The following is a 21413-nucleotide window of genomic DNA, read 5'->3' on the forward strand; positions in this document are numbered from 1 at the left end:
ATCAGGCCAAGAAGCACACCCACTTAAAAGCAAGGTTATGATGAAAAAAATGTGTGCTTTCATATCGCTCTCCTTATCGTTAAAGCGAATCAATAAATGGAATGGTTTTATCCACTCTTAGAAGATTCATTAGCTTAAACGGCTGCCCAGTTACATTGAGTAATGACAATTTATGGCTTCTTTTTTCTATTCTTTTATAAAGAAAGACAATCGCGCCAATACCCGAAGAGTCAATAAACTCAGTCTTTGAAAAATCCAAGATAATAAAGTCTGTACCTGTATCAACTAGCTCTTCAAATTCATCTTTAAATCCATCAACAGTAAAACCTGAAAAGTCATTTGGAAGCGATACTATTTTATGTTCATTTTCACTGGTTAAATTTATCATCGTAGTTACCTATTAAATATTAAATTCAATATAACTATTACAAGAAACGAACCAACTTTAAGTTGTTGATAATTAATGGCTTTTCATTTGTCGGTGGGAGCACTTGAGGATAGTAAAGCATAATGCAATTCCCTTTTAAAAGTAGGATTGCATTATGCAAAAATAATTATTGCCCTTTTCCAGTAAATATAACAACGAGTGTTTTCAAAAAAATAGTCAATTCCATATAAAACCAACTACGTGGAGATGATGTACTTAACATATAAGCATAATCCCAACCTATTTTTTTCCTTGCATCATCAATACTTTCATCATATCCATTCATTACTTGAGCAAGCCCCGATATACCTGGCTTTATACCGTAGGTACGCTGAGAGAAATAAGGAATATCTTTTTCAAGCTTGGAGTAAAATACAGGTCGCTCTGGTCGAGGACCAATGAGTGACATATCGCCTACCAGCACATTCCATAATTGAGGTAATTCATCTAAACGCGTTTTACGAATGAAACGCCCTATAGGTGTAATTCTAGGGTCGTCCTTACTTGCCCATACCGCGCCACTTGCTACTTCAGCATCAACCACCATCGAGCGAAATTTAAGGACATTAAAAAGGGCAACAAAGTTATCATTACTCTCTCCCACTCTAAGTTGATTAAACAGTACCGGTCCACGTGAACTTACTTTAATTGTTGCAGCCACTAAAAGCATGATCGGAGACAGTAAAGTTAGTCCTACCACAGAGCCAACAATATCAATTATGCGTTTTATAACTTTAATGCTGACGTTTGGTTCAGCTTCTCTATCATGAACCCTTTCCCAGTGTTTTTTATAATCACCACGTTCAAATTTAATAATGCCCCATAACGCTAAAAAATAAGCATTAAGAATATAATTAACTTTATCAACGATAGGGATCTTGGCCTTAATGTTGAGGGTATTTTTAATCACAAAGAGACTATGGACGGCTACAATCACGCAACACAACAACTTAACTAACAATAAGTTCGAGAAAAATGCCATTGAAAACAGTAAAATATAAATTAAAGCAAGCAATATTGGCATTACGCCACGCAAAACTTTATGTGAAATAAAGTTAAAACTAACCCACCCTAATCTAGGATTGAATAGCTCAAATAATATTTTAATTTGTTGCCAATTGCCTGCTCCTAATCTCACTCTTCTAGCATAGTCATGGCTTTGCTCATCGCACTCTCTTTCAATAATGTTAATATCGCTATTTACGACCGCTTTGCCGCCATTTTTTAAGGCTTTCATAGACAATATAAAATCATCATTTATTGTATTTTCATCCAATATATCTGTGTATTTTGAACGAATAGCAAACATGGCTCCTGGCACACCAATCACCGCACCAAGTGATGATTCCATACTTTTTACATTATTTTGATATTGCCAATAGTGTTGTTGCTCTGGGGTTGCGTGTTCATCTAGAACATAAACACCTGTAATGACCTTAATATCAGGATCTTTAAAATCAGTATCAATTTTATTTAATACATCAATACTTAATAAGGCACTCACATCGGTAAACAGCAAGACGTCGTAATTTGATTTAGTTAGTGTAATTAACTCGTTAATACCATGTGCTTTGCCTTGGTTTTGTTTATTATAATGCAAGTGGCACACTACGTTTTGCTGAGCAAGATGTGATTGAGCTAACATCGCTTCTTCGTATGTGTTATCTGTACATCCATCTAAATAAACATGAATGGCATAAAGCTCAGTGTTATAGAGCATAGCGCCGAGGTTATGTAATTTTTCTTTAATGTGTTCTTGCTCATTAAAAGCACACACCAAAATACCAAATCGATTATTTTTTCTTGTATTCCCCTCTGGGAATATACGTTTATGAGCCCGTCGACTAACCAACTTTAACAGCGCTAAATAGCCAACGTGATGGTACACAACGGTTACAATCAACACCATGAGAACAATTATTAAATAAGTCATGATTTTCCCCTTACGATGGTAAGCCATTATAAAAATGGTCGTACTCTTCACTCATTTTATTAGCATCAGCGATTGAAAAAATATGCTCCCTTATACATTCTCCCTGTTTCATATTAATCGCTTTAATAACCGCAAGTTTAAGCCCCATTTCATCGCCTGGTTTAACCAATACACCTTGCTTATGGGTTAATACTTCGCTGATCCCCCCAACATCAGTGGCAACAATAGCTTTACCACACGCCATAGATTCCAAAATTGATAGCGGTAACCCCTCTCTTTGTGAGTAAAGACACATTACATTGATTGCAGAGTAAAATAATTGCATGCTTTGTACATTACCTAAAAAATGTACTCGCTCTGAAACACCCAATGAGCTAGCATAATCAACAAGTTTGCTGCGTAAGCTACCACTGCCAGCAAACACTAATTCGATGTTTGCTGGCAATGAAGATAAAACCCTTATAAGCGGAAAATGCCCTTTCCCTAGCTCTAAACGAGCAGAACAACCAATCAAACTCACCTTTTTAGGTAAATTTAATTCATGCCGAGCGTCCAACTCATTGGTACTAAAAAACTGTTTAAAATCGACTCCATTTAGGATTGTTCTATCGGTTCTAATTGCTGTTTCGTTATAAAAATCCTTCGCCACAACTTGTGCATCCGCGACCCAGTGTATTTTTGTTAGCTTATTTAATAATTTAGTTATTAAACGTTGCTTAAAACTTTTTAAATACCACGCGTCATGGATAGTCGAAACGTGCTTTATCTGGCGATTTTTTAAACTTACAATACTTGCATAAAGCATTGGCCCTATATGATGGCTATGGATGACATCTATATTGTGTTTTTTTAAAAGAGCTGACAGTTTTCGAACTGTATTTAGATCAAATTTTTCAGCCTTATTTAGGCAAATTAATCTGTGCTCAAACGCAGCTAGCTGCGGCCAGTCTCTAACTGCTTCACTAAAACTTCCTTCGAGTGAAACAAAAACACTCGTATCAGAAAATTGACTTTTTTGCATTAGTGTCGCGGCCATTTTCTCAAGGCCACCTATTTTGAAATGTTGAACCAAATGTAATACATTCATGTTATTTCCTCTGATCAATAGAGTTCACTGATGAATTGAAAACCAAATCCACAGGAGTATTTCTAACAATGGGTAAAATAGTCACGACCTCAAGAGCTGAGAGCTTCTCTATGGTTTGAATATCCTTAAGGTGGCTATCGAATAAAGTCGCAACAAACACTATTGTGCTACTTGTAAAGATACCTAAAATGATGCCTACAATAATTGATACGGCAAAAGATGTGTTGATAGGTTGTGTCGGGCTATATGCACGCTCGATGTTTTTTACTTTATCTGGGCCTTCATATTTAACTAACTTTCCTGTTACCTTCGCCATTTCGTAACGGCTTAACATATCTTTATATAATGATTGCTTAACATCGTAATCACGTTCTAATTTTCTTAATTGCTTTTCAATATCACTTGTCACTAAAAGTCTTTCGCTTACTGTATTAACTTGCTGTTCGAGCATGCTGTATTCTTGCTGGTGCTGAGTAACTGAGTTTTTTGCTTCTTCTAAATTAAGAATTTGAGAGACAAGTACACTGCTTTCGTTATCCCCGCCACTGGGTAAGGTATTGGCCATCTGCCAAAGCTGATCAAGGTTAGTAAGGTCAAGCTCTTTGCTACTTTCAATTAATGACTGTTGACGATTTCTTATACTTTGCATCTCTCTTTTTTTGAAATTACCTTACTGTGCTTTTCTGTATAACGTGTTTTTAAAAAGCTAAGTTCAGACTCTACTGCAATAATTTTTTCTTCAATACGTCCTAGGATTGGATTGGCTTGTCCCATTTTTGTTGTCAACGCTTTAAGTTTGGCTTGCGCACCCGATAAAACGATAGATTTTTGCTGTTGGTCACTCAATAACTTATCGAATGTTTGTCGGTTACTGTGTAAAACGGCAGGCAGAGTGTTACTATTTTTAGTTTTGAACATAGCCAGTGATTCTTCCGATACCTCAAGCTCATCCCGAAGACTGACTAGTTGCTGATAAAAAAACTGTTCCGATGTATCAAGTGATGCTCTTGTTGGGGCTAATAAACTTTCAATAAATTTTTCGACCACTTTCTCCAACACCATCTTCATTTTTGTCTGGTCATGCCATATGAAGTTCACACGAACAAGTTCATCGCCAACAAGTGATAAAGAAAGTGCTTGAGAAAGCTCTTGGTGGATTTTTTCTATCTCAGCTGAGGTAGCCGTTTCAGAAATTAAGCCTGTTTCTTTTGCTACAGCTATTAGTACTTTTCGGCTAATTACAAGTGTTCTAAGTGCCGCCATTCGATTTGATAAATCGAAAGAAAAAGATAAATCATCCAGGTATGGATTAAGTAACGAAGACTCTTCTATTAAAATAGTTGCATGGTTTGTGTATTGCTTTTGCGCAGTCACAGCCAAGATAATCACGACTGAAGGAACAATCAAAAGTGGTAAAATGAATAGCTTTGCCCTTGTATAAACACTATACAAGGTTAAATAAAGTAACCTTTTTATTTGCTCTCTTACTAACATAAACCCTACCTATACATTTGCATATTGCTATGCGAAATTTAGCTGCTATTTGCATAATAAAAATTTAAGCTGCAAATAGCGTACTTTAAGAAGGTAGTTGCACAGGCTGCGCCAAGATTATCGTTTACTGCCTAAGGCGCTTTATTTAACATTAAAATATCATGTTGAACGAGCAATGCTTTTGACTCCCAACTATGATCTTTAGCGATGTCCTGTTGCGCTGATTTAAGAGAGCTTAACTGTTCTTTATCTAAGGCAATTGCCTGATCTATTTTATTTATAAAATCGAATTGATTTTTTGCTATGTAAATATTCGACTTATAACGTGTTACGGCTGGAAAGTCCGTGGCAACAATCGGGCTTCCTGCGGCTAAATACTCTTTTAACTTTAACGGATCACATGCTCTAATTTGCTCATTATTTACAAATGGTAAAATAGACACATCCCAATGTGCCGAAAACTCCACTAAACGCTCGTGATCAACAGCTGGCACATGTGTAACGTTTTTAAACTGCATTAGCTCAGATGTGCAAGCAACAATATCTCCGACCAAAAACAGTTGATAATTTGGTCGCTCCGCAACAAGCGCTGTTAATAAACTGATATCTAACCACTGATTAATACTTCCATAAAACCCAATTACTGGTCCATTTAAAACATCTATTTCTGGGGCTCTCTTTACATCAGACGTAAATAAATCATAACTCACACCATGGGGAAGTAGCTTTGTTTTATGAGCCGGCATTTTATTGTTTAAAAAATCACTCACAACATAAATTAGGTCGGCTTTCTTAATTAAATTTTTCTCAAAGGATGACACTAAATTAGGATCGACACCTGCCAATGCATTAAAATCGTCACCACAGTAGTAAATAATGGTGTCTTGTGCTTTTTTAGTGAAAAAGTATTCTGCGGTAGGCACACTTAACCAATACGTTAACGGGCCATTACTTTGAATATCTTTAAAATAAAAAGAAAAAACCCACCTATTATAACGCCTCACAAAGCGATTATCGTGCCATGGCAAGACTGGTAATCGGTAAACTTGCATCGTCGAAGGTGTTTTAATTGCAGTGTTTTCAGGTTTACTAAAAAGCTGCTTAAACTTTCCCCAAACTCGTTTTATATCGTGTAATTTAAAGCGAGGTTTTCGCATACCTATTGAGTTAACCCAATGTATTTCATGATTTTTAGCCAATTGAGAAAATAAATGTTGCGTACTACTCGGGTGACTTGCCCAATCTTCGCCAAAAACGATAAATTTCATATTATTATTCCTTGATGTGCTTGACCACTTTAGCCGGATTACCTGCTGCAATAGTAAAAGGCGGAATGTTTTTCGTAACAACGCTTCCTGCACCTATAATTGCCCCCTCGCCTATAGTAACGCCAGCAAGAACAGTCACTCCAGTACCAAGCCACGCACCACGTTTAATAATAATGTCGCCAATTTGAGACTCATCATCACTCTCCCCAAGTGCTCTTCGTTCACAATCAACTGGATGGCCAGGAAAACCGGCTAAAAAAATACGTCCCGCGAGCCGCACATCATCTTCTAACGTAATATTTCGACCTACCGAAAATGCATTCTGCCAACCTATATCTACATTATTACCAATAACTAAAGTGGGCGTGGTAACGCTACCCACCCGCCCACAAAAAGTCGATATACCCGACATCCGTACATTATCGCTGCACTCAATTTTAAGCTCCCCCAAAACTTGTGGCATACCTGAGTAAAGAAACAACTGTTTTTTACTCCCTTTTATCTGACTTTTAAACAGTGGGGTGTAATAAAGTATTCTTAGTAATTCATGGGAAAATGTTTTTAAAAATTGATGTAGGTAATAGAATCCAGAGTGAAATAACGGAATAACCACCATTTGTGGATTGCGAAGATAAGTTGCAAAATAAAACAGCGATTTCGCAACAGGGTGAGGGCTATTCTTAAGCCAGTATTTAAAATGTATTAACATACTACGATTCCTTATTGCTTTGTATTGTGAGCTTTTCTAGCGCAATTGTTAGTGCCAGAATAATATATAAAGGCCAAGTAAATGCTTGTGTTAGGAATGTACCAGCAACCATAAACCCAATAATGCCAGCCTTTAATGCATTAGCATTAACAACAACTTGGTGGTTGTAGTTAAGTTTATTAATGCAATAAACTCTCGAAAGACTTCGGTAAATACTGGCAATTAAAACCAGGAATATACATATTCCAACAAAACCTGTTTCACCTAAAACCTGAAACCAGGTGCTATGTACTGCATGATTCTTGCCATCCCAATGAGGACTGTAAAAGTAATAATTTACAAAAAAGTTATCTACACCAACGCCTGTTAAGGGGTTCGACAGCGCCATATTAATTGCCGCTTGCCACGCGTATATTCGACCCATTGCAGATTCATCAACCCCATCTTCTGCAGCTCCACCGCTTTGCCTGTCGCTTATACCAGCAAAAACCATCATAGCTAACATCGCAACACCTGCACACATTGCAACAACGACAGGATTTTTTACTTTTTGATATAAAAAGAAGCTTAAGATAGCCGCAATTCCTAATACCCCACCGCGACTTTGCGTAGCAATAACACCAGAAATAGTAAAAATTAAACCGATTGCTGCAAATATTCGACGGTATTTATTAACTTGTGAATTGAATAACTCAGCGGCTAAAAAAGAAACCGGAAACATTAACACTAAAGATAAATCGTTTGGATCACCCAGTTGTGAGCGATACTCACGAGAAATAGTCACCCGAGTACCTTCAATTAGACCAATGCCATTAATTTTGTTGTTTAAAGCAACCAATGCAACAGCAACACCAGAGATCATGATCCCCATGCGAACAAAACTAAAATGAGAGAACCGTGTTAGCCACCAGCTGATAGCAAACACCATAATAAATACCTTAACCAGTACCCCTATCCAATACTCTATTGCCAGCCCTTTGTTTGTTGCACTAAACACACACACCGTAAGCCAAGCAAACCAAATAACAAAAATCAGATGTGTTGAGCTCCAATGTGGCTTTAAGGTTTTTGAAATAAACAAATGCCATGTAATTCCTAACAGCGAGGCGAGCGCCAACATTTTAGGTATTTTGAGGGGCATTAAAAAAACAAAGGCTTCGTGTAATCTAAAATAACTAAATAGAATAAAAAAATAATAAATACAGTACTTATCTTAACCGCTAAGTATCCTGCAAATGGCAGCAGTAATAATGCAAATGCAGCAATAGGACCAAATAAAATATACAGCACAAGCGTTAGCGCTGTAATAAGCATCCCATTTATAATTAAACAATGTTTTTTATACCAATTAATCATGCACTCTGCCCTTCAATATGTGATGAATGACATTGCTAATTATTTGATTATATTTATGACAAAGGATCATTAAAAAACAGATAAATGTGATGAGTTGGCAGATTACATATTGTGGAAAGTCAAAAGCACTCATCATATAAATGACTAAAAAACATCCCCAGCTCGGCATAAGGTTTTTTACACTAAACGACAAATATTCAAGCTTTTGACTTATAACAAAAAAAGTATTGCTTTTAATAACTGGGCTGCCATTAAAGCAATAACAGCACCCAGTACAGCTAATTCAGCCACCAAAAAGAAAAGCAGTATCAGTGCTGTTAAAGCACTAATAACATTCACTACAGTGACAAAAAAACCGTTGAATTTGGTATAACAACCAATATTTAATAAATCACTGTGGTGCCTTAGTACTACAATCACAATTAAACTCGGTAACAGCCATATATTTAATTGATAGCTATCGGGTAATACTACGGCTAAAAGATGAGGCGCCACTATCGTCATAGACGCACAAAGTAATATGCCAATATCCAAACTAAGTTCGCATAAAAACACATAACGAGTACGATCTTGTGCTAATTCATTAAAACGACGAGAAAACCACCACATTCTAATCGGTTCAAAAGTAAACGACGCCATTAATGCAAACTGCACTGCAACGTAGTATTGAGCTAGTTTTTCTTTACCTACACTTGCTACAATAAACCAGTTTTCAGCACCGTTATTTGCGTATACAAACAATGAAGAGATAATAATGCTTAATAAGAACAGACTATTTTTATAGCTAATATTCCAAGGAATATATTTAAAGCCGATGCTAATCTGCTGAAAAACAACCGATAATGCTATAAATAATACACAAGCACTCGATACAACACCCGACACCATCACACCGGTTACCCCATAGCCTAAATAAAGCAATACAAGCGTACACACAGTTTGAACAATGCCCTGTAGTATAGCTAAAATACAAAACTGCTTAGCCATCTCGTAGTATCTAAAGTAACAAAATAAAATTGAAAGCAGCGATGATAGTGCTAAATTAACAGCCAACAGTTTTATATCTATCAAAGTTAATGAAACAGGCAGTAACGCGCTAAACGGCTCTACAAAGTAAACACATACACACACAAAGATACTGCTGAATAAACCACATAAAATAAATGCATCTCTAAATAATGCTCGCTTTTTTTGAGGGTTGTTTATTTGTTGCTTAAAAAGTAATTCCGGTAAGCCTAAACATAAAAGTAACGACATAACCGCTGATATTGACACTAAAAAAGTTAGCTCACCAAACTCAGTTTGACTCAAAATACGTGTAGAAATAGGTAATAAAGCAAACCCCAGCACTTTAAGTGATAAGGTAGATAAACCAAAATATGCAATTTGCTTAATTCCATTCATAGTTTCACCTACACAGTTTGAATCCAGTTAGATAGCTTTTTAGCTTGCGAATTTGCATCAAACTTTTTAGTCACTAATTTTTTAGCATTTAGTCCTTTTGCGTATCTTTCATACGGGCTAAGGTCACAAAATTCAGTTAAAATTCTTTCGAGACCGCCAATACTAGAAGGCTCACATTTAAACCCAACGGAGTCATTAACAATTTCTTTTGCTCCCATCAGTTCTGTCGTTATTACAGGAATGCCACTGGCCATCGCCTCTTTTAAAACCACAGGTCCGGTATCGCGGTCACCATTACTAGACACACAAAAAGGAGCCACTAAGGCAGAGTAATCACTGGTGTTTTTTGCTAGCCATGTGGGGCTTTTTGCACCTAAAAACTTAACTTCAGTAACAATATTAAGTTCTTCACATAAATAAATTAGATCATTTAATAAAGGCCCTTCCCCTACAATATCTAGCGAAATAGAGTATTTTTTATTTAACTTTTTTATTGCTGGTAATAGAAATTGCAGACCTTTTTTTCAACTAATCGCCCTACAAATAAGAGCTTTACTGACTCATTTAGACGACTTGGTTTGGCGTTAAACATACTTAAATCGATACCACAGTGCAGTAATTGAACCTTACCTGCGCTGTAATTATTTAGCTTTATCTGCATGTCTTTACATACCGCAACTGAGAAATCACACAGTGATAATTTAAGTTTTAAATCAGAATCGTTCACGTAAACATCGTGACCGTGCCCTATTGAGGACACGCTAACACCTGCAATTTTGCTGGCAACTATTGAATATGTGAGCGGGGCATGCATGAAATGGCAATGGATATGAGAGATTTTACGAGAATGAATTATCTCAGCAATATTCAGTCCATAACCCATTAGCGATACAAGAGAGATAGCGCTAAATTTACTGGCCAATATACTACTTTTAAGTGCCATAACAGGGTGTTGTAATGCAAAACTGATAGCAGACTGAGTCGATTTTTTTATTACAATAATACGAACGCTATTATCTAAATTGATGCACTCATTCAAGTTTTCGAACGTAAGCACACTTACTTTATGTCCTGCTTTAACTAAAGCATTGATTTCAGTAACGACAAACGTTTCTGATGGAATGTGAAAGCTGGGGACAACAATACCAATATGTTTCATTTTAAAAACTCCAGATAAACTTAATGTTACTTCGCAAGAACTATGCCCTGCAAAAAACGGCTTAAATGAGCATTAAAAAATCAATATGCGAAGATAAATCGCAATATGCAAACCATTAAACAAAAAATAGCTCCGAAGCGTATTAAAATCGTTGGCGCTTATCTTGCGTAGTCTAACTACCTGAGAAAATGAAGGTTACTTAATATGAGCATTGAAGTAAGCGTTATTATTCCTAATTACAACTGTAAACCCTATTTAGCAAAGGCAATATCAAGCATTGTTAGACAAGAGAATATTAGCTACGAAATACTCGTCGTCGATGATGGTTCAACTGACGGCAGTGTCGAATGGTTAGAAAATCTTCAAAAAACACTGCCTGAAATTAGAGTCATTGCACAACCAAATACAGGGGTTGTAAAAGCGAGAAACAGAGCAATATCTGAGGCTAAAGGCGATTACATTGCCTTTTTAGACGCCGATGATTACTGGACAGACGACAAGTTATCAAATCAAATTAACTATATGAAACAAAATAGTGACTGTGTTTTAAGTTTTACTAATTACATGCATGTAAATGAAAAATATGAACCAATTATTGATTGTTTCTCTTATTGGCCGGAGTTCTCAAAATTTATAGATAAAAATAGCACAGGGTATCAAAACCTTAAATCACCTATGGACTTACTCCTATTTGCTAATGTGATAGGCACGTCTTCTGTGGTGGTAAAAAAATCAGCTATCAGCTTCGTTGGAAAGTTTGATACTTCACTCAATAGCGCAAGTGATTGGGATTGTTGGTTAAAATTAGCTCGAATTGGTGATGTTGCATTTTCACTTCAAACATCAATGGGCTATTTAATGAGGGCAGGCTCAATCACAGCAAATAGAAAAAATAGACTTAATGCAATGAAAGTAATCATTTCTCGATGCAAAAACGATACTGGATTTGATACAAAGCTTAAAGCTAAAGCGAGAATGTTAGAGTGTTATGGTGAGTACTACAGGGAAATCGGGCTCAAATTTAAAGCCTTACGTATTACAGCGGCTGCTTTTATGTTATTTCCTCACAAACGAAATTTTCAGCACCTATTACATGATATAAAACAGACGATTAAGCCATCGTGAGCAATTTTTATATACCAAAGCCCATTAAATAGCTTACGCAAACCGACTTTTAAAGGCTCAGCATAAAATCCTGAGCCTTTAAGGTTAATCAATAATTAAATCATAACTAAGCATTCTATGATCACTGCCTTTAAAGTCACTCGCTGTTAATCTTTGCAAATTAATGCCTTCACTCATTATACAATGATCTATGGCTAAGCCTGTAAAAATAGATCGCCCACGTTCAAAAGGCATAAAGCTCACATACCGCTCACTTTCTCCGTAACACGTTTTACTATCATCCCAATTAAAGTATTGAGACCAAGGGACAATATTTAAGTCACCAGCGATTACCCAAACGCCCTTTTCATTATGTGCTGCCGTGTTTAGTGCTGCTAATAACGTATTTCTATTTTGCCAATGTTGTCTTGACCGTGGGGAAGGAGGATGAGCTACAAAAACCGTGACAATGCGATCTATAAATAAAAACTTCAATTTAATGTAACCTAATCTATCAGCATCCAGTTTAACTTGATGCTTATACACCATAGGTATTCGTGATAAAACAACTATGCCATAGGGAATTCCTTCTATCTCTTCATAGCCAAACATATCAGTTGTACTTAAAAATTGGTTCAGTAAATTACGATTTTTGTCGCTGAATTCTTGTAAAATCAACACATCCCATTTTTTTTGCAACAACGTTGCTAAATGAGTTTCTATATATTTATTACTATAGTTTAAGTTTATTTGCTTAACAGATAATACCGGCCCACTGTAGGATGTTGAGCTAGATAGATTAAATAACACAGGGGTAACCCCTACAATACACACAAGTAGTAATGCGGCTCCTAATTTAAATAGTTTGAGGGTAATTAATAGCAGCGCACACACTAACGCAGCTGACAATAATTGTAAGCGCAGAGACACAAACACATCTGCATAAAAATGCTCTAAAGGATTATACGCAAGTGCAATAAATAACAATGCGGCTAACAAAAGAATAATCCGCAAAAAATCGTTGCGGATTATTAATACCTAAGGCTCTAAACATAAATTTTTGACCCCGTGAGTGAAAACTTTCAAAGGTTATCGCATTATAAATAACTGTTGTTGTTCGCCTGAATTATATTCCCATGAATATAAAAGTGGCTGAGTAGAGCTATCGTAAAACCAAATTTCGGCTATTAACTCAATATCTTCGCGACTCAGTGTAAGCTGTTTTTCAAGCATACTATTGACCAATGGCCCTCTATAAACGCAGTTATTATAATCTGCCCGCTGTGCTGATATTTTCTTTTGGCATACATTTAAATACGCTCTAACCTCTCCCAGTCCAAGATCAACATCAAGATTAAGTGAGTATTTAGTGGAAAGGTTAAATTGTTCATCAATTTGTAAAGCTGCTATTCCTGCAGGTTCATTTGAACTTTCCAAAGGTAGAGATACCGCTGCCTCAGGAGCTTTTGATTCTTCTGAACCCGAGCCGCCACATGCAATTAAACCTAGTGATAACATTGAAATTATAATAGCGTTATTCATTATTGATCCCCTTTTACAACATTATTAATACTGTAATCATTAAACCATTTTGTTTTTTGCGCACCCGATGACTCTGCAAATTCGGCAAAGCTGCCATAGGCATCAGTTATATCAACACCCTCAAGTGGATGGAGCCATTGCATACCAACTTCCATTGCCCAAGGTAAGCCACTTTCACTAAGGAAATACAAACCTTTACTTTGATCGCTCACATCATCAGAGCCAACATAGTTATAAAATGAGGAGTCAAACGCTTCAGTCGGCGTTTGATTTTTGATATGCACTTCCCAGCTTCTGGATTCTTTTCCTACCAAAAAGTCTCCATGATAAAAACCATCTGTTGCAAAAATAAAGGGGTCAAGAAGTGTACCTGGAGAGGCTGTGATTGCTTTTGGTAATTTTAATGGAATGGTCATGCTAAATGTGACTTTAACGTTATCATCACAGTTATTTTCTGTTCTAAAGTATTCACAACCGGACTGTTTAGAAACGTACTCCCACGTATCTTGCATAAAAATTAGAATAGCTTCATCGCGGTTTTCTTCTAAATAACGGCCATTTTGCAATTGCCCATCAATAACCAAAGAAATAGCACTCTCATCAACTTCATTTCTTAAAATTGAGAGTGGATTACCATTTACCGTTTCCTTTAGCCTCACAGCAAAGCCATTATGATAGGTCGCACCAATACCTATAAGTTGACCATCTATTTTGTAGCCAACTACACTGCTCCCTTCTATTAGCTGAGTCGTTCTGTAATTTAGTACGACATCATTAAAATCGTAATCACCTGCAAACGGCCATTTATCTTCGTAAGCAAGCGTTACCCAATCACTCTCACCTGGATACACTGCACTGGCAAATGTAGTTACTTCGTAATCTTCAACTTCGCCGCCAAGTACTCCCCCTGTTGCGGTGATAAGCGAGGCTTCGGTACCATCAGTTACTCTAAATCGAGCCCATGTTTGGCCTGATTTTGTATTACTAGGAACACTGACCAGAATACTGTTATCACCCTCATTAAGCTGAAGTTTGGTGACCGTTCGTTCATCTTCACTAAATGCTCCGTTTTGATCCCAATCAAACCATGCATATAAAAAGCTAGTCGCTGATGCCCTAACTATGATTTGGCTATCTTGACCTGCAGATATTGCAGTTACAAAACTAACCCCATCATCCGATCCATCAATCGGAAAATTAACTAAATCAGCTTCTGTATTTATATTTTCGCCATCAACAGAATCTCCTAGATAAATTAACTCACTGCCAGTGCTATTAGGATCAAACAGATGCCTAGCGCCACTTTTTTCAAGACTCGTGTTATACGGTGCTGGTGCATCACCAAAGTCAATTGAGCTATCGGTGACTTTAACCTCAGCTATGGCACAACGTGCCCCATCGTTTTGGCTTGATTTAGGGCCTGATGTAAATACGTTAGCAACCGGCGTATAGTCAACAACTGGGCTAATGCTTAAATCAACCTTATGAATTTTACCGCTTTTGTTATTACTGAAATAAAATTGCCCATTAATATCAAAGTATGCAGCTCCAAAAGCCCCAGTATCATCACCAATGTCTACTTGAGTAATAAATCGAGCGGTATTAGCTGCTATGTCTATTTCATGCAAGTCACCATTAGATTCTACAGCGTATAATAAATTACTCTTTGGGTGAAAAGCGAAATCAAATATACCTAGCTTCCATGTATCTGAATCAGGTTGAAGTGTGGCCGTAATAGAGGCATCTAAATCACCATCTAGGTTGATAGAATAAAGACCAAAATTTGGAGTATAAACATAATATGAAGCGCTCTGAGTTCCTTCATCTTCAATGACTTGAATATCACCAACGTAAAAATTTGTTGCAGGAAGACCAACAACATCTAAGCGTTTCATTTCAAAATCATCACCGATTTGCACAACACTACTTGGTAATTGCTTACTAAACCCGTATAAATATTGATCTTTATAATTAAAGCCTATTGCGTTAACACTTTCATTATTAGCCTCATTTGCAAATGTCAGCTCTGTCGTTAAAACGGTAGGTTTAGCAGACACTAAATCTATTCCATACAGTTGTGCTTTTGAGTTTTGCATTAAAAAAGCCTGACTTGGACATTCATCAAATGGCTGACTTAAAACAGCACACGGAACTAGTGATAAAAGTGCTGTGGATAATTGGGTTAATTTCATAATTAGTTGCCCTTATTTATTAAGTAAATAAATCAGTGCAGACTTCATTCCAAAATTTAGTACATTGAATTCTTTATAAAAAAATAAAATAGAGCGATTTCTATGCATGTTGCAACTCTATAAATTTGCATTATGCGAATTAATACCGTGTTTATAAAATAGATATGACGGAAAAAGTTCTAAGTATGAGAGGTGTTAAAATTATTAGTATCGCAAATAAACCAGCTAGCTTATGAACTCTATAAATACCAAGATATTAACTTTTTATCTAACCATAGGTGCTTTTTAAAATTAAAATGCCCTTAGGTAATCTATCTTCCTTGTTTGTCAGCGCTTTATCTGTAAGCTTTATTAGGTGTGCGAGAATCACTGTTATTTAAATAAAATATTCCCTTATACTTTGGGAAACTAACTCATTAGGTTATTTACATGTTTGATCACGTAAAAAGAGATTGGCTCTCTAATGTTCGTGGCGATGTGCTTGCTGGTATTGTTGTGGCGCTTGCCCTAATACCTGAAGCGATTGCCTTTTCTATTATTGCCGGTGTTGATCCAAAAGTAGGTTTATACGCCTCATTTTGTATCGCCGTTATTATTGCCTTTGTAGGCGGACGTCCTGGCATGATATCGGCGGCCACCGGTGCAATGGCACTGTTAATGGTGACGCTAGTTAAAGATCATGGTTTGGAATACTTACTGGTTGCTACCTTACTCACTGGTGTACTACAAATATTTGCAGGCTTTTTAAAGCTCGGTGAATTAATGCGCTTTGTATCGCGCTCTGTTGTAACAGGGTTTGTAAACGCGCTGGCGATTTTAATATTTATGGCGCAGTTACCTGAGCTGACTAATGTTACTTGGCATGTTTATGCGATGACCGCAGCGGGCTTAGGTATTATTTACTTATTCCCATATATTCCAACTATTGGCAAAATACTTCCCTCTCCTTTAGTGTGTATTGTTGTTATTACACTGGTTTCAATATTTTTGGGTCTTGATATAAGAACCGTTGGCGACATGGGCGAACTACCAGACACTCTACCTATATTCTTATGGCCCGATGTACCGCTAACACTCGAAACACTGCAAATTGTTTTACCGTATTCAATTGGTCTTGCTGTTGTGGGCTTACTTGAGTCAATGATGACCGCCACTATTGTTGATGACTTAACTGATACAACGAGCGATCGTAATAAAGAATGTAAAGGCCAAGGTATTGCTAATATTGGCGCAGGCTTATTTGGTGGTATGGCGGGTTGCGCTATGATTGGGCAATCAATTATTAACGTTAAATCGGGTGGTCGCGGCAGGCTTTCTACCTTTATTGCAGGCACATTTTTAATCATTATGGTGGTGTTTTTAGATGAGTGGCTGCAGTTAATTCCTATGGCAGCCTTAGTTGCCGTAATGATTATGGTATCGATTGGTACATTCTCTTGGACCTCTGTTAAGGATTTAAAAAAGAACCCGCTTTCATCAAATGTAGTGATGATTTCCACCGTTATTGTGGTTGTTGCCACGCATAATCTAGCCATTGGCGTTTTAGTAGGCGTGTTGTTAGCTACGCTGTTTTTTGCTAATAAAATTGGTCGCTTCATGGTGGTTAAAGCTAACCATGATGAAAGCAACGATAAAATAACCTATGAAGTCGTTGGCCAAGTGTTTTTTGCCTCAGCTGAGCAATTTATTGCATCGTTCGATTTTAAAAATGCGGTTTCTAACGTGGTCATTGATTTAACCCATGCACATTTTTGGGATATAACTGGTGTATCGTCACTCGACAAGGTGGTTATTAAATTTAGGCGTGAAGGCGCAACGGTTAATATTATTGGTATGAATAGCGCAACCGAAACTGTAATTGATAAATTTGGTGTGCATAACAACCCTGAAGAAGTCGAAAAACTACTTGGCGGACATTAAGGAGAATGCAATGACTAAAATAATTACCTATGTAGATGGCTCAGCCATTACTAAAAATGTAACCGATGCTGCTATTTGGGCTTCAAAAAAGCTAAATAAACCAATTAGCTTTGTGCATACAATTGAAAAAACGCAGCGAACAAATGTTGGTGACTACTCTGGTAGTATTGGGCTTGGTGCACAGTCAACACTTCTTGATGAAATGACTAAGCTTGACGAACAACGCTGCAAAGTAAGTTTAAAAATGGCTGACGAATTATTAAATTCAGTAAGTGAGCATGCTAAATCGGCAGGTGTTACTAATTTTGAACTAATTAAGCGCCACGGTGATTTGCTCGATACCGTTATAGACTTACAAGACGATACACGCCTTATTGTTATTGGCCAAAATGGTGCTGGACATAGTAATAGCTTAGCGGTACTTGGCTCGCATATAGAAACCCTAATACGTAATGCAACACAACCTATTTTGCTTATTCCTGAAACATTTAAACAACCTAAATCATTTATGATTGCGTATGACGGCCGCGAAACAGCCGACAAAGCGCTACAACAAGTGATTGATGGCGGCTTGTTACATGGTTTGCATTGTCATTTAGTGAGTATTAAAAACAACGAAAAAGACCTTGAAGAAAAATTTGTTAATGCACAGCACAAGCTTATCAGTATGGACTTTGAAGTGTCGGCAAGCTTTTTAGAGGGCAATATTTTTGACTCGTTAATGCAATATAAAGAGCAAAATAATGTAGAGTTAATTGTAATGGGTGCGTTTGGGCACTCTAAATTAAGGCAGTTTTTTGTGGGCAGTAACACCATTAAAATGCTCGAGAACAGCGATGTGCCTGTGGTTATTTTAAAATAATATTTTAATATTCCATTCTAAAAAGCCTAAAATCACTTAACTGATTTTAGGCGTTTTTGTTTTTAGCTTGGTTTGACTTTTAGTTTTAAAGTAAGCTTTATTTTTTAGCTTCAAACTTTTCAAATAAAAACTGAATAAACGACGTAACCTTTTGAGCCACAAACTTTCTATGCGGGTAAATAGCAAATAAACCAAACTCAAAGGTTTTATAGTCCCGCATAACCTGTACAAGCTTACCCGATGCAATATCGTCTCTCACCACTATTTCAGGGATTAAGCCAATACCGCCACCCGCTACAACCACCTCTTTTACTGCTTGAGGATTATTAACCGAAACACGCGAGTTTACGCTTGCCGTTAATGCCTCACCAGTAGGTGAAACAAGTGGCCAATGGCGACCTATTTTAAAGTTGCTATCAATCACTGTGGCGTGTTGTTCAAGCTCATCAACACTCGCTGGTGCGCCAAAGCGCTGAATATATTTGGCTGATGCACATAAAATTAAAGGGTAACTGGTAATTTGCCTCGCGATTAAATTAGAGTCAGACACACTGCCAATTCTTATTGCTAAATCAACCCCCTCTTCTAACAAATCAATTGTTTTGTCTGAAAGCACTAAATCAATACTTAAATCGGGGTATCGGCTCAGTAACTCAGGCATTAACGGCGCAAGGTTTGATTCACCAAACGACACCGGCGCACTCACCCTAAGTTTGCCGCTGGCAAGTGCTGTTTGACCCGATAAGTTATCGAGCATTTCACTATAGCTTTCAATTACAGGTACTACGCTTGTGTAATAACTTTGCCCCGCTTCGGTAATCGAAATTCTGCGCGTGGAGCGGTTAAATAATCTAACCCCTAAGTCTTGCTCTACAATGCCCACGTATTTACTAACCAGCGCCTTTGAAAGCCCTAGTCTGTCGCCTGCGGCTGTAAAAGAGCCTGTTTCAACAACCGCTATGATTGTTTTAATGCCAATAATAGTATCCATGATTGTCAATATAGCATTGACATTTATTCCTTACTAGCTCGGTTTTTCAAAACTGATAATAGTGAAAGAATAGCGTTATTAAAAATCACTATTCAAAATTAAAAACAGGACAACCCATGAGCAATCTAACGCTATACCGTTTTACTTTATCTGGTCATTCACATCGTGCAGAGTTATTTACATCGCTTTTAAAGCTTGATGTAAATATGGTTGATGTTGCATTGCAAAACGGCGCACAAAAGCACGCTGACTTTCTAAAAATGAATATTTTTGGGCAAGTACCGGTACTAAAACATAACGACGACATTATTAACGATTCAAACGCTATTTTACTGTACTTGGCACAAAAATTTGATGCTAACAGAACCTGGTACCCTGAAGATGTAACTGTTCAAGCGCACATTCAGCGCTGGTTGAGTGTTGCTGCAGGGCTTGTGGCTTCAGGTCCGTGTGCAGCTCGTTTAGTCACTGTATTTGGCGCAGAGCTTGATCATCATAACGCGATAAATATTGCCCATACATTATTTAAAACAATGGATGCGTATTTACAAAATCGCGAGTACTTAGTAGGCACTCAGCCAACTATTGCCGACATTGCCAACTTTTCGTACATAGCGCACGCACCAGAGGGCGGCGTATCACTTGAGCAATATACCAATATTTTAAGATGGCTAAACAACGTTCGTAAACTTGATGGCTTTATAGCAATGCCTGAAACAAAAGCAGGTTTACTCGCTTAGTTTTTCAAGTTTTTAATACTGTTTTAAAAGAGGCTATTGAGCCTCTTTTCTGCGTTTGTTTAAGTCAAGCTTTAAAGTTAGTAGATATAGTGATATTTCGCTTAACTGAAAACAATCAGCAGATACTTCATAAGCCCAATATGATAACTAGCTTAGAAACCTAGTTGATATATATTCACATATTTAAGACAATAGACTAGAACAGTACTTTTATCCGCTCTACCTAATTATGAGTCTATAAAAACTTTGCGATAGTGATATGTTAAATAATTTACTAAGCTTGGACAAAACATAAGGATAAGCGTGACATAAAACGGAACGCGCAATTTACGCACTATTAAGTTATTAATATTCAAGGAAGGGTATGTATACATGCTAGAAATCTTTAAGTTTTTTAATCAAGGTTGGGTTGGCTCATTAATAGGAGTGGTCGGCATCATTCTTGGTATAGTTGGTATTTTTTCTTATAGAATTTCTAAAAGCATAGCTAAGCCTTCGTACCAAAAATCCTCATTGAGGCTAATTGGAAGAAATGAGGATAACTTACCCAAAGCTGTAAAGGTGACCTATAAGGGGAATGAAGTAGACAGACTTACAAAAACAACATTAACGATTTGGAATAACGGCACCGAAATACTTGATGGTAACGATGTAGTTAAATCTGATCCTCTATTCATTTCCTTTAATGCTAATGACAAAATTTTAAGTCACAAAATCCTTAAAAAAACGAAGGATGCTAACGCATTTGTTTTAGAAGCCTTTGAAAACTCCACTAACAAACTTTATTTTAAATTTGAATATTTAGATCCAAACGATGGTGTTGTTATTGAGTTGCTTCATGATAGTGAAGAAAGGTATCCAAATTTTAACGGTACAATTAAGGGACTGCCTTCAGGCTTTGTTGATCAGGGCAAAGTTCTTCAGAAAAAAGAAATAATTTTAAAGGCCCATTAAAAATATTATTAAATAGACCAAAAATTATTACTGTGACTGCTCTTTTTATCGGATTATCAATGCTCACATTCGGTCTATTACCTCAAGAAGCTAGAGACTTCATCGTTGACTTTTTGTCTAAAGGATCGACTCAAAAGTCTATTAATCAACAACCAATATTTTTTATAGCTCTTGGAGTCTTTTACTCTTCAATGCCTGCTTTAATGCTTTGGGCGCGTAGAAAAAAGTATCCGAAACAACTGGACGTTACAGAACTTGAACCCTAATAATC

At 36.9% G+C, this 21413-nt stretch carries 18 protein-coding genes and 2 pseudogenes; 6 read left to right on the forward strand and 14 right to left on the reverse strand.

Features of this window, described 5'->3' with window-relative positions; translation table 11 throughout:
• Window positions 1–79 precede the first annotated feature (79 nt).
• The 10 genes and pseudogenes from P4S65_RS14835 to P4S65_RS14880 form a co-directional block, all read right to left on the reverse strand.
• Complete coding sequence (locus P4S65_RS14835) at window positions 80–388, reverse strand: STAS domain-containing protein (RefSeq protein WP_007375204.1); 309 nt, start codon at window positions 386–388, stop codon at window positions 80–82.
• A gap of 166 nt (window positions 389–554) precedes the next feature.
• On the reverse strand, window positions 555–2360 hold the full coding sequence (locus P4S65_RS14840) for a sugar transferase (protein ID WP_096793280.1): 1806 nt from the start codon (window positions 2358–2360) through the stop codon (window positions 555–557).
• Between the two features lie 10 nt (window positions 2361–2370).
• Complete coding sequence (locus P4S65_RS14845; RefSeq protein WP_096793281.1) at window positions 2371–3447, reverse strand: glycosyltransferase; 1077 nt, start codon at window positions 3445–3447, stop codon at window positions 2371–2373.
• Window position 3448: 1 nt separating this feature from the next.
• Window positions 3449–4941 (reverse strand): annotated as a pseudogene (locus P4S65_RS14850) (GumC family protein).
• A 131-nt stretch (window positions 4942–5072) separates the two neighbouring features.
• Complete coding sequence (locus tag P4S65_RS14855; RefSeq protein WP_337120482.1) at window positions 5073–6209, reverse strand: glycosyltransferase; 1137 nt, start codon at window positions 6207–6209, stop codon at window positions 5073–5075.
• Between the two features lie 4 nt (window positions 6210–6213).
• Entirely contained in the window at window positions 6214–6918 is a 705-nt protein-coding gene (locus P4S65_RS14860) for an acyltransferase (protein WP_337120483.1), read from the reverse strand.
• A gap of 1 nt (window position 6919) precedes the next feature.
• Window positions 6920–8274, reverse strand: a pseudogene (locus tag P4S65_RS14865) (O-antigen ligase family protein).
• 210 nt (window positions 8275–8484) lie between these two features.
• Window positions 8485–9678 carry a lipopolysaccharide biosynthesis protein gene (locus P4S65_RS14870; protein ID WP_337120484.1) on the reverse strand — a complete coding sequence of 398 codons (1194 nt, stop codon included), beginning with the start codon at window positions 9676–9678 and terminating at the stop codon, window positions 8485–8487.
• Window positions 9679–9686: 8 nt separating this feature from the next.
• On the reverse strand, window positions 9687–10193 hold the full coding sequence (locus P4S65_RS14875; protein WP_337120770.1) for a glycosyltransferase: 507 nt from the start codon (window positions 10191–10193) through the stop codon (window positions 9687–9689).
• Window positions 10169–10837: a hypothetical protein gene (locus P4S65_RS14880; RefSeq protein WP_337120485.1), complete on the reverse strand. Its 669-nt coding sequence runs from the start codon at window positions 10835–10837 to the stop codon at window positions 10169–10171. Before P4S65_RS14880 ends, P4S65_RS14875 begins: the two co-directional genes overlap by 25 nt.
• A 204-nt stretch (window positions 10838–11041) precedes the next feature.
• Here P4S65_RS14880 and P4S65_RS14885 point away from each other — a divergent pair, with 204 nt between their 5' ends.
• Window positions 11042–11962 (forward strand): glycosyltransferase family 2 protein, encoded by a 921-nt coding sequence (locus P4S65_RS14885; protein ID WP_096793286.1) that lies wholly within the window; start codon window positions 11042–11044, stop codon window positions 11960–11962.
• A gap of 84 nt (window positions 11963–12046) precedes the next feature.
• Here the strand turns inward: P4S65_RS14885 and P4S65_RS14890 are convergent, their stop codons facing one another.
• The 3 genes from P4S65_RS14890 to P4S65_RS14900 all read right to left on the reverse strand — a co-directional run bounded on the left by P4S65_RS14890 (window position 12047) and on the right by P4S65_RS14900 (window position 15675).
• Window positions 12047–12940, reverse strand: a complete 894-nt coding sequence (locus P4S65_RS14890) for an endonuclease/exonuclease/phosphatase family protein (RefSeq protein WP_337120486.1) — start codon at window positions 12938–12940, stop codon at window positions 12047–12049.
• 90 nt (window positions 12941–13030) lie between these two features.
• On the reverse strand, window positions 13031–13483 hold the full coding sequence (locus P4S65_RS14895) for a hypothetical protein (RefSeq protein WP_337120487.1): 453 nt from the start codon (window positions 13481–13483) through the stop codon (window positions 13031–13033).
• Window positions 13483–15675, reverse strand: a complete 2193-nt coding sequence (locus P4S65_RS14900; RefSeq protein ID WP_337120488.1) for an LruC domain-containing protein — start codon at window positions 15673–15675, stop codon at window positions 13483–13485. The genes P4S65_RS14895 and P4S65_RS14900 overlap by 1 nt, the downstream gene beginning before the upstream one ends.
• A gap of 429 nt (window positions 15676–16104) precedes the next feature.
• Between P4S65_RS14900 and P4S65_RS14905 the strand changes: the two genes are divergently transcribed.
• Together P4S65_RS14905 and P4S65_RS14910 are read left to right on the forward strand one after the other, a co-directional pair.
• The gene (locus P4S65_RS14905) at window positions 16105–17595 is read left to right on the forward strand and encodes a SulP family inorganic anion transporter (RefSeq protein WP_197120875.1); all 1491 of its coding nucleotides are present in this window, start codon (window positions 16105–16107) and stop codon (window positions 17593–17595) included.
• Between the two features lie 10 nt (window positions 17596–17605).
• Window positions 17606–18457, forward strand: a complete 852-nt coding sequence (locus P4S65_RS14910; RefSeq protein WP_337120489.1) for a universal stress protein — start codon at window positions 17606–17608, stop codon at window positions 18455–18457.
• Window positions 18458–18554: 97 nt separating this feature from the next.
• Here the strand turns inward: P4S65_RS14910 and P4S65_RS14915 are convergent, their stop codons facing one another.
• The gene (locus P4S65_RS14915; RefSeq protein ID WP_337120490.1) at window positions 18555–19448 is read right to left on the reverse strand and encodes a LysR family transcriptional regulator; all 894 of its coding nucleotides are present in this window, start codon (window positions 19446–19448) and stop codon (window positions 18555–18557) included.
• A gap of 116 nt (window positions 19449–19564) precedes the next feature.
• Here P4S65_RS14915 and P4S65_RS14920 point away from each other — a divergent pair, with 116 nt between their 5' ends.
• The 3 genes from P4S65_RS14920 to P4S65_RS14930 all read left to right on the forward strand — a co-directional run bounded on the left by P4S65_RS14920 (window position 19565) and on the right by P4S65_RS14930 (window position 21408).
• Window positions 19565–20188 carry a glutathione S-transferase gene (locus P4S65_RS14920; RefSeq protein ID WP_337120491.1) on the forward strand — a complete coding sequence of 208 codons (624 nt, stop codon included), beginning with the start codon at window positions 19565–19567 and terminating at the stop codon, window positions 20186–20188.
• 372 nt (window positions 20189–20560) lie between these two features.
• Window positions 20561–21142: a hypothetical protein gene (locus tag P4S65_RS14925; RefSeq protein ID WP_337120492.1), complete on the forward strand. Its 582-nt coding sequence runs from the start codon at window positions 20561–20563 to the stop codon at window positions 21140–21142.
• A 59-nt stretch (window positions 21143–21201) separates the two neighbouring features.
• Window positions 21202–21408: a hypothetical protein gene (locus P4S65_RS14930; RefSeq protein ID WP_337120493.1), complete on the forward strand. Its 207-nt coding sequence runs from the start codon at window positions 21202–21204 to the stop codon at window positions 21406–21408.
• Window positions 21409–21413 lie beyond the last annotated feature (5 nt).

This window comes from Pseudoalteromonas sp. B131b, assembly GCF_037162545.1.
GTDB lineage: Bacteria > Pseudomonadota > Gammaproteobacteria > Enterobacterales > Alteromonadaceae > Pseudoalteromonas > Pseudoalteromonas fuliginea.

What these genes read in the sequence shown, in the direction of transcription:
- P4S65_RS14835 (WP_007375204.1), bottom strand. Translation starts at nt 388, where the DNA reads ATGATAAATTTAACCAGTGAAAATGAACATAAAATAGTATCGCTTCCA.
- P4S65_RS14840 (WP_096793280.1), bottom strand. Translation starts at nt 2,360, where the DNA reads ATGACTTATTTAATAATTGTTCTCATGGTGTTGATTGTAACCGTTGTG.
- P4S65_RS14845 (WP_096793281.1), bottom strand. Translation starts at nt 3,447, where the DNA reads ATGAATGTATTACATTTGGTTCAACATTTCAAAATAGGTGGCCTTGAG.
- P4S65_RS14855 (WP_337120482.1), bottom strand. Translation starts at nt 6,209, where the DNA reads ATGAAATTTATCGTTTTTGGCGAAGATTGGGCAAGTCACCCGAGTAGT.
- P4S65_RS14860 (WP_337120483.1), bottom strand. Translation starts at nt 6,918, where the DNA reads ATGTTAATACATTTTAAATACTGGCTTAAGAATAGCCCTCACCCTGTT.
- P4S65_RS14870 (WP_337120484.1), bottom strand. Translation starts at nt 9,678, where the DNA reads ATGAATGGAATTAAGCAAATTGCATATTTTGGTTTATCTACCTTATCA.
- P4S65_RS14880 (WP_337120485.1), bottom strand. Translation starts at nt 10,837, where the DNA reads ATGAAACATATTGGTATTGTTGTCCCCAGCTTTCACATTCCATCAGAA.
- P4S65_RS14885 (WP_096793286.1), top strand. Translation starts at nt 11,042, where the DNA reads ATGAGCATTGAAGTAAGCGTTATTATTCCTAATTACAACTGTAAACCC.
- P4S65_RS14895 (WP_337120487.1), bottom strand. Translation starts at nt 13,483, where the DNA reads ATGAATAACGCTATTATAATTTCAATGTTATCACTAGGTTTAATTGCA.
- P4S65_RS14900 (WP_337120488.1), bottom strand. Translation starts at nt 15,675, where the DNA reads ATGAAATTAACCCAATTATCCACAGCACTTTTATCACTAGTTCCGTGT.
- P4S65_RS14905 (WP_197120875.1), top strand. Translation starts at nt 16,105, where the DNA reads ATGTTTGATCACGTAAAAAGAGATTGGCTCTCTAATGTTCGTGGCGAT.
- P4S65_RS14910 (WP_337120489.1), top strand. Translation starts at nt 17,606, where the DNA reads ATGACTAAAATAATTACCTATGTAGATGGCTCAGCCATTACTAAAAAT.
- P4S65_RS14915 (WP_337120490.1), bottom strand. Translation starts at nt 19,448, where the DNA reads ATGGATACTATTATTGGCATTAAAACAATCATAGCGGTTGTTGAAACA.
- P4S65_RS14920 (WP_337120491.1), top strand. Translation starts at nt 19,565, where the DNA reads ATGAGCAATCTAACGCTATACCGTTTTACTTTATCTGGTCATTCACAT.
- P4S65_RS14925 (WP_337120492.1), top strand. Translation starts at nt 20,561, where the DNA reads ATGCTAGAAATCTTTAAGTTTTTTAATCAAGGTTGGGTTGGCTCATTA.
- P4S65_RS14930 (WP_337120493.1), top strand. Translation starts at nt 21,202, where the DNA reads ATGCTCACATTCGGTCTATTACCTCAAGAAGCTAGAGACTTCATCGTT.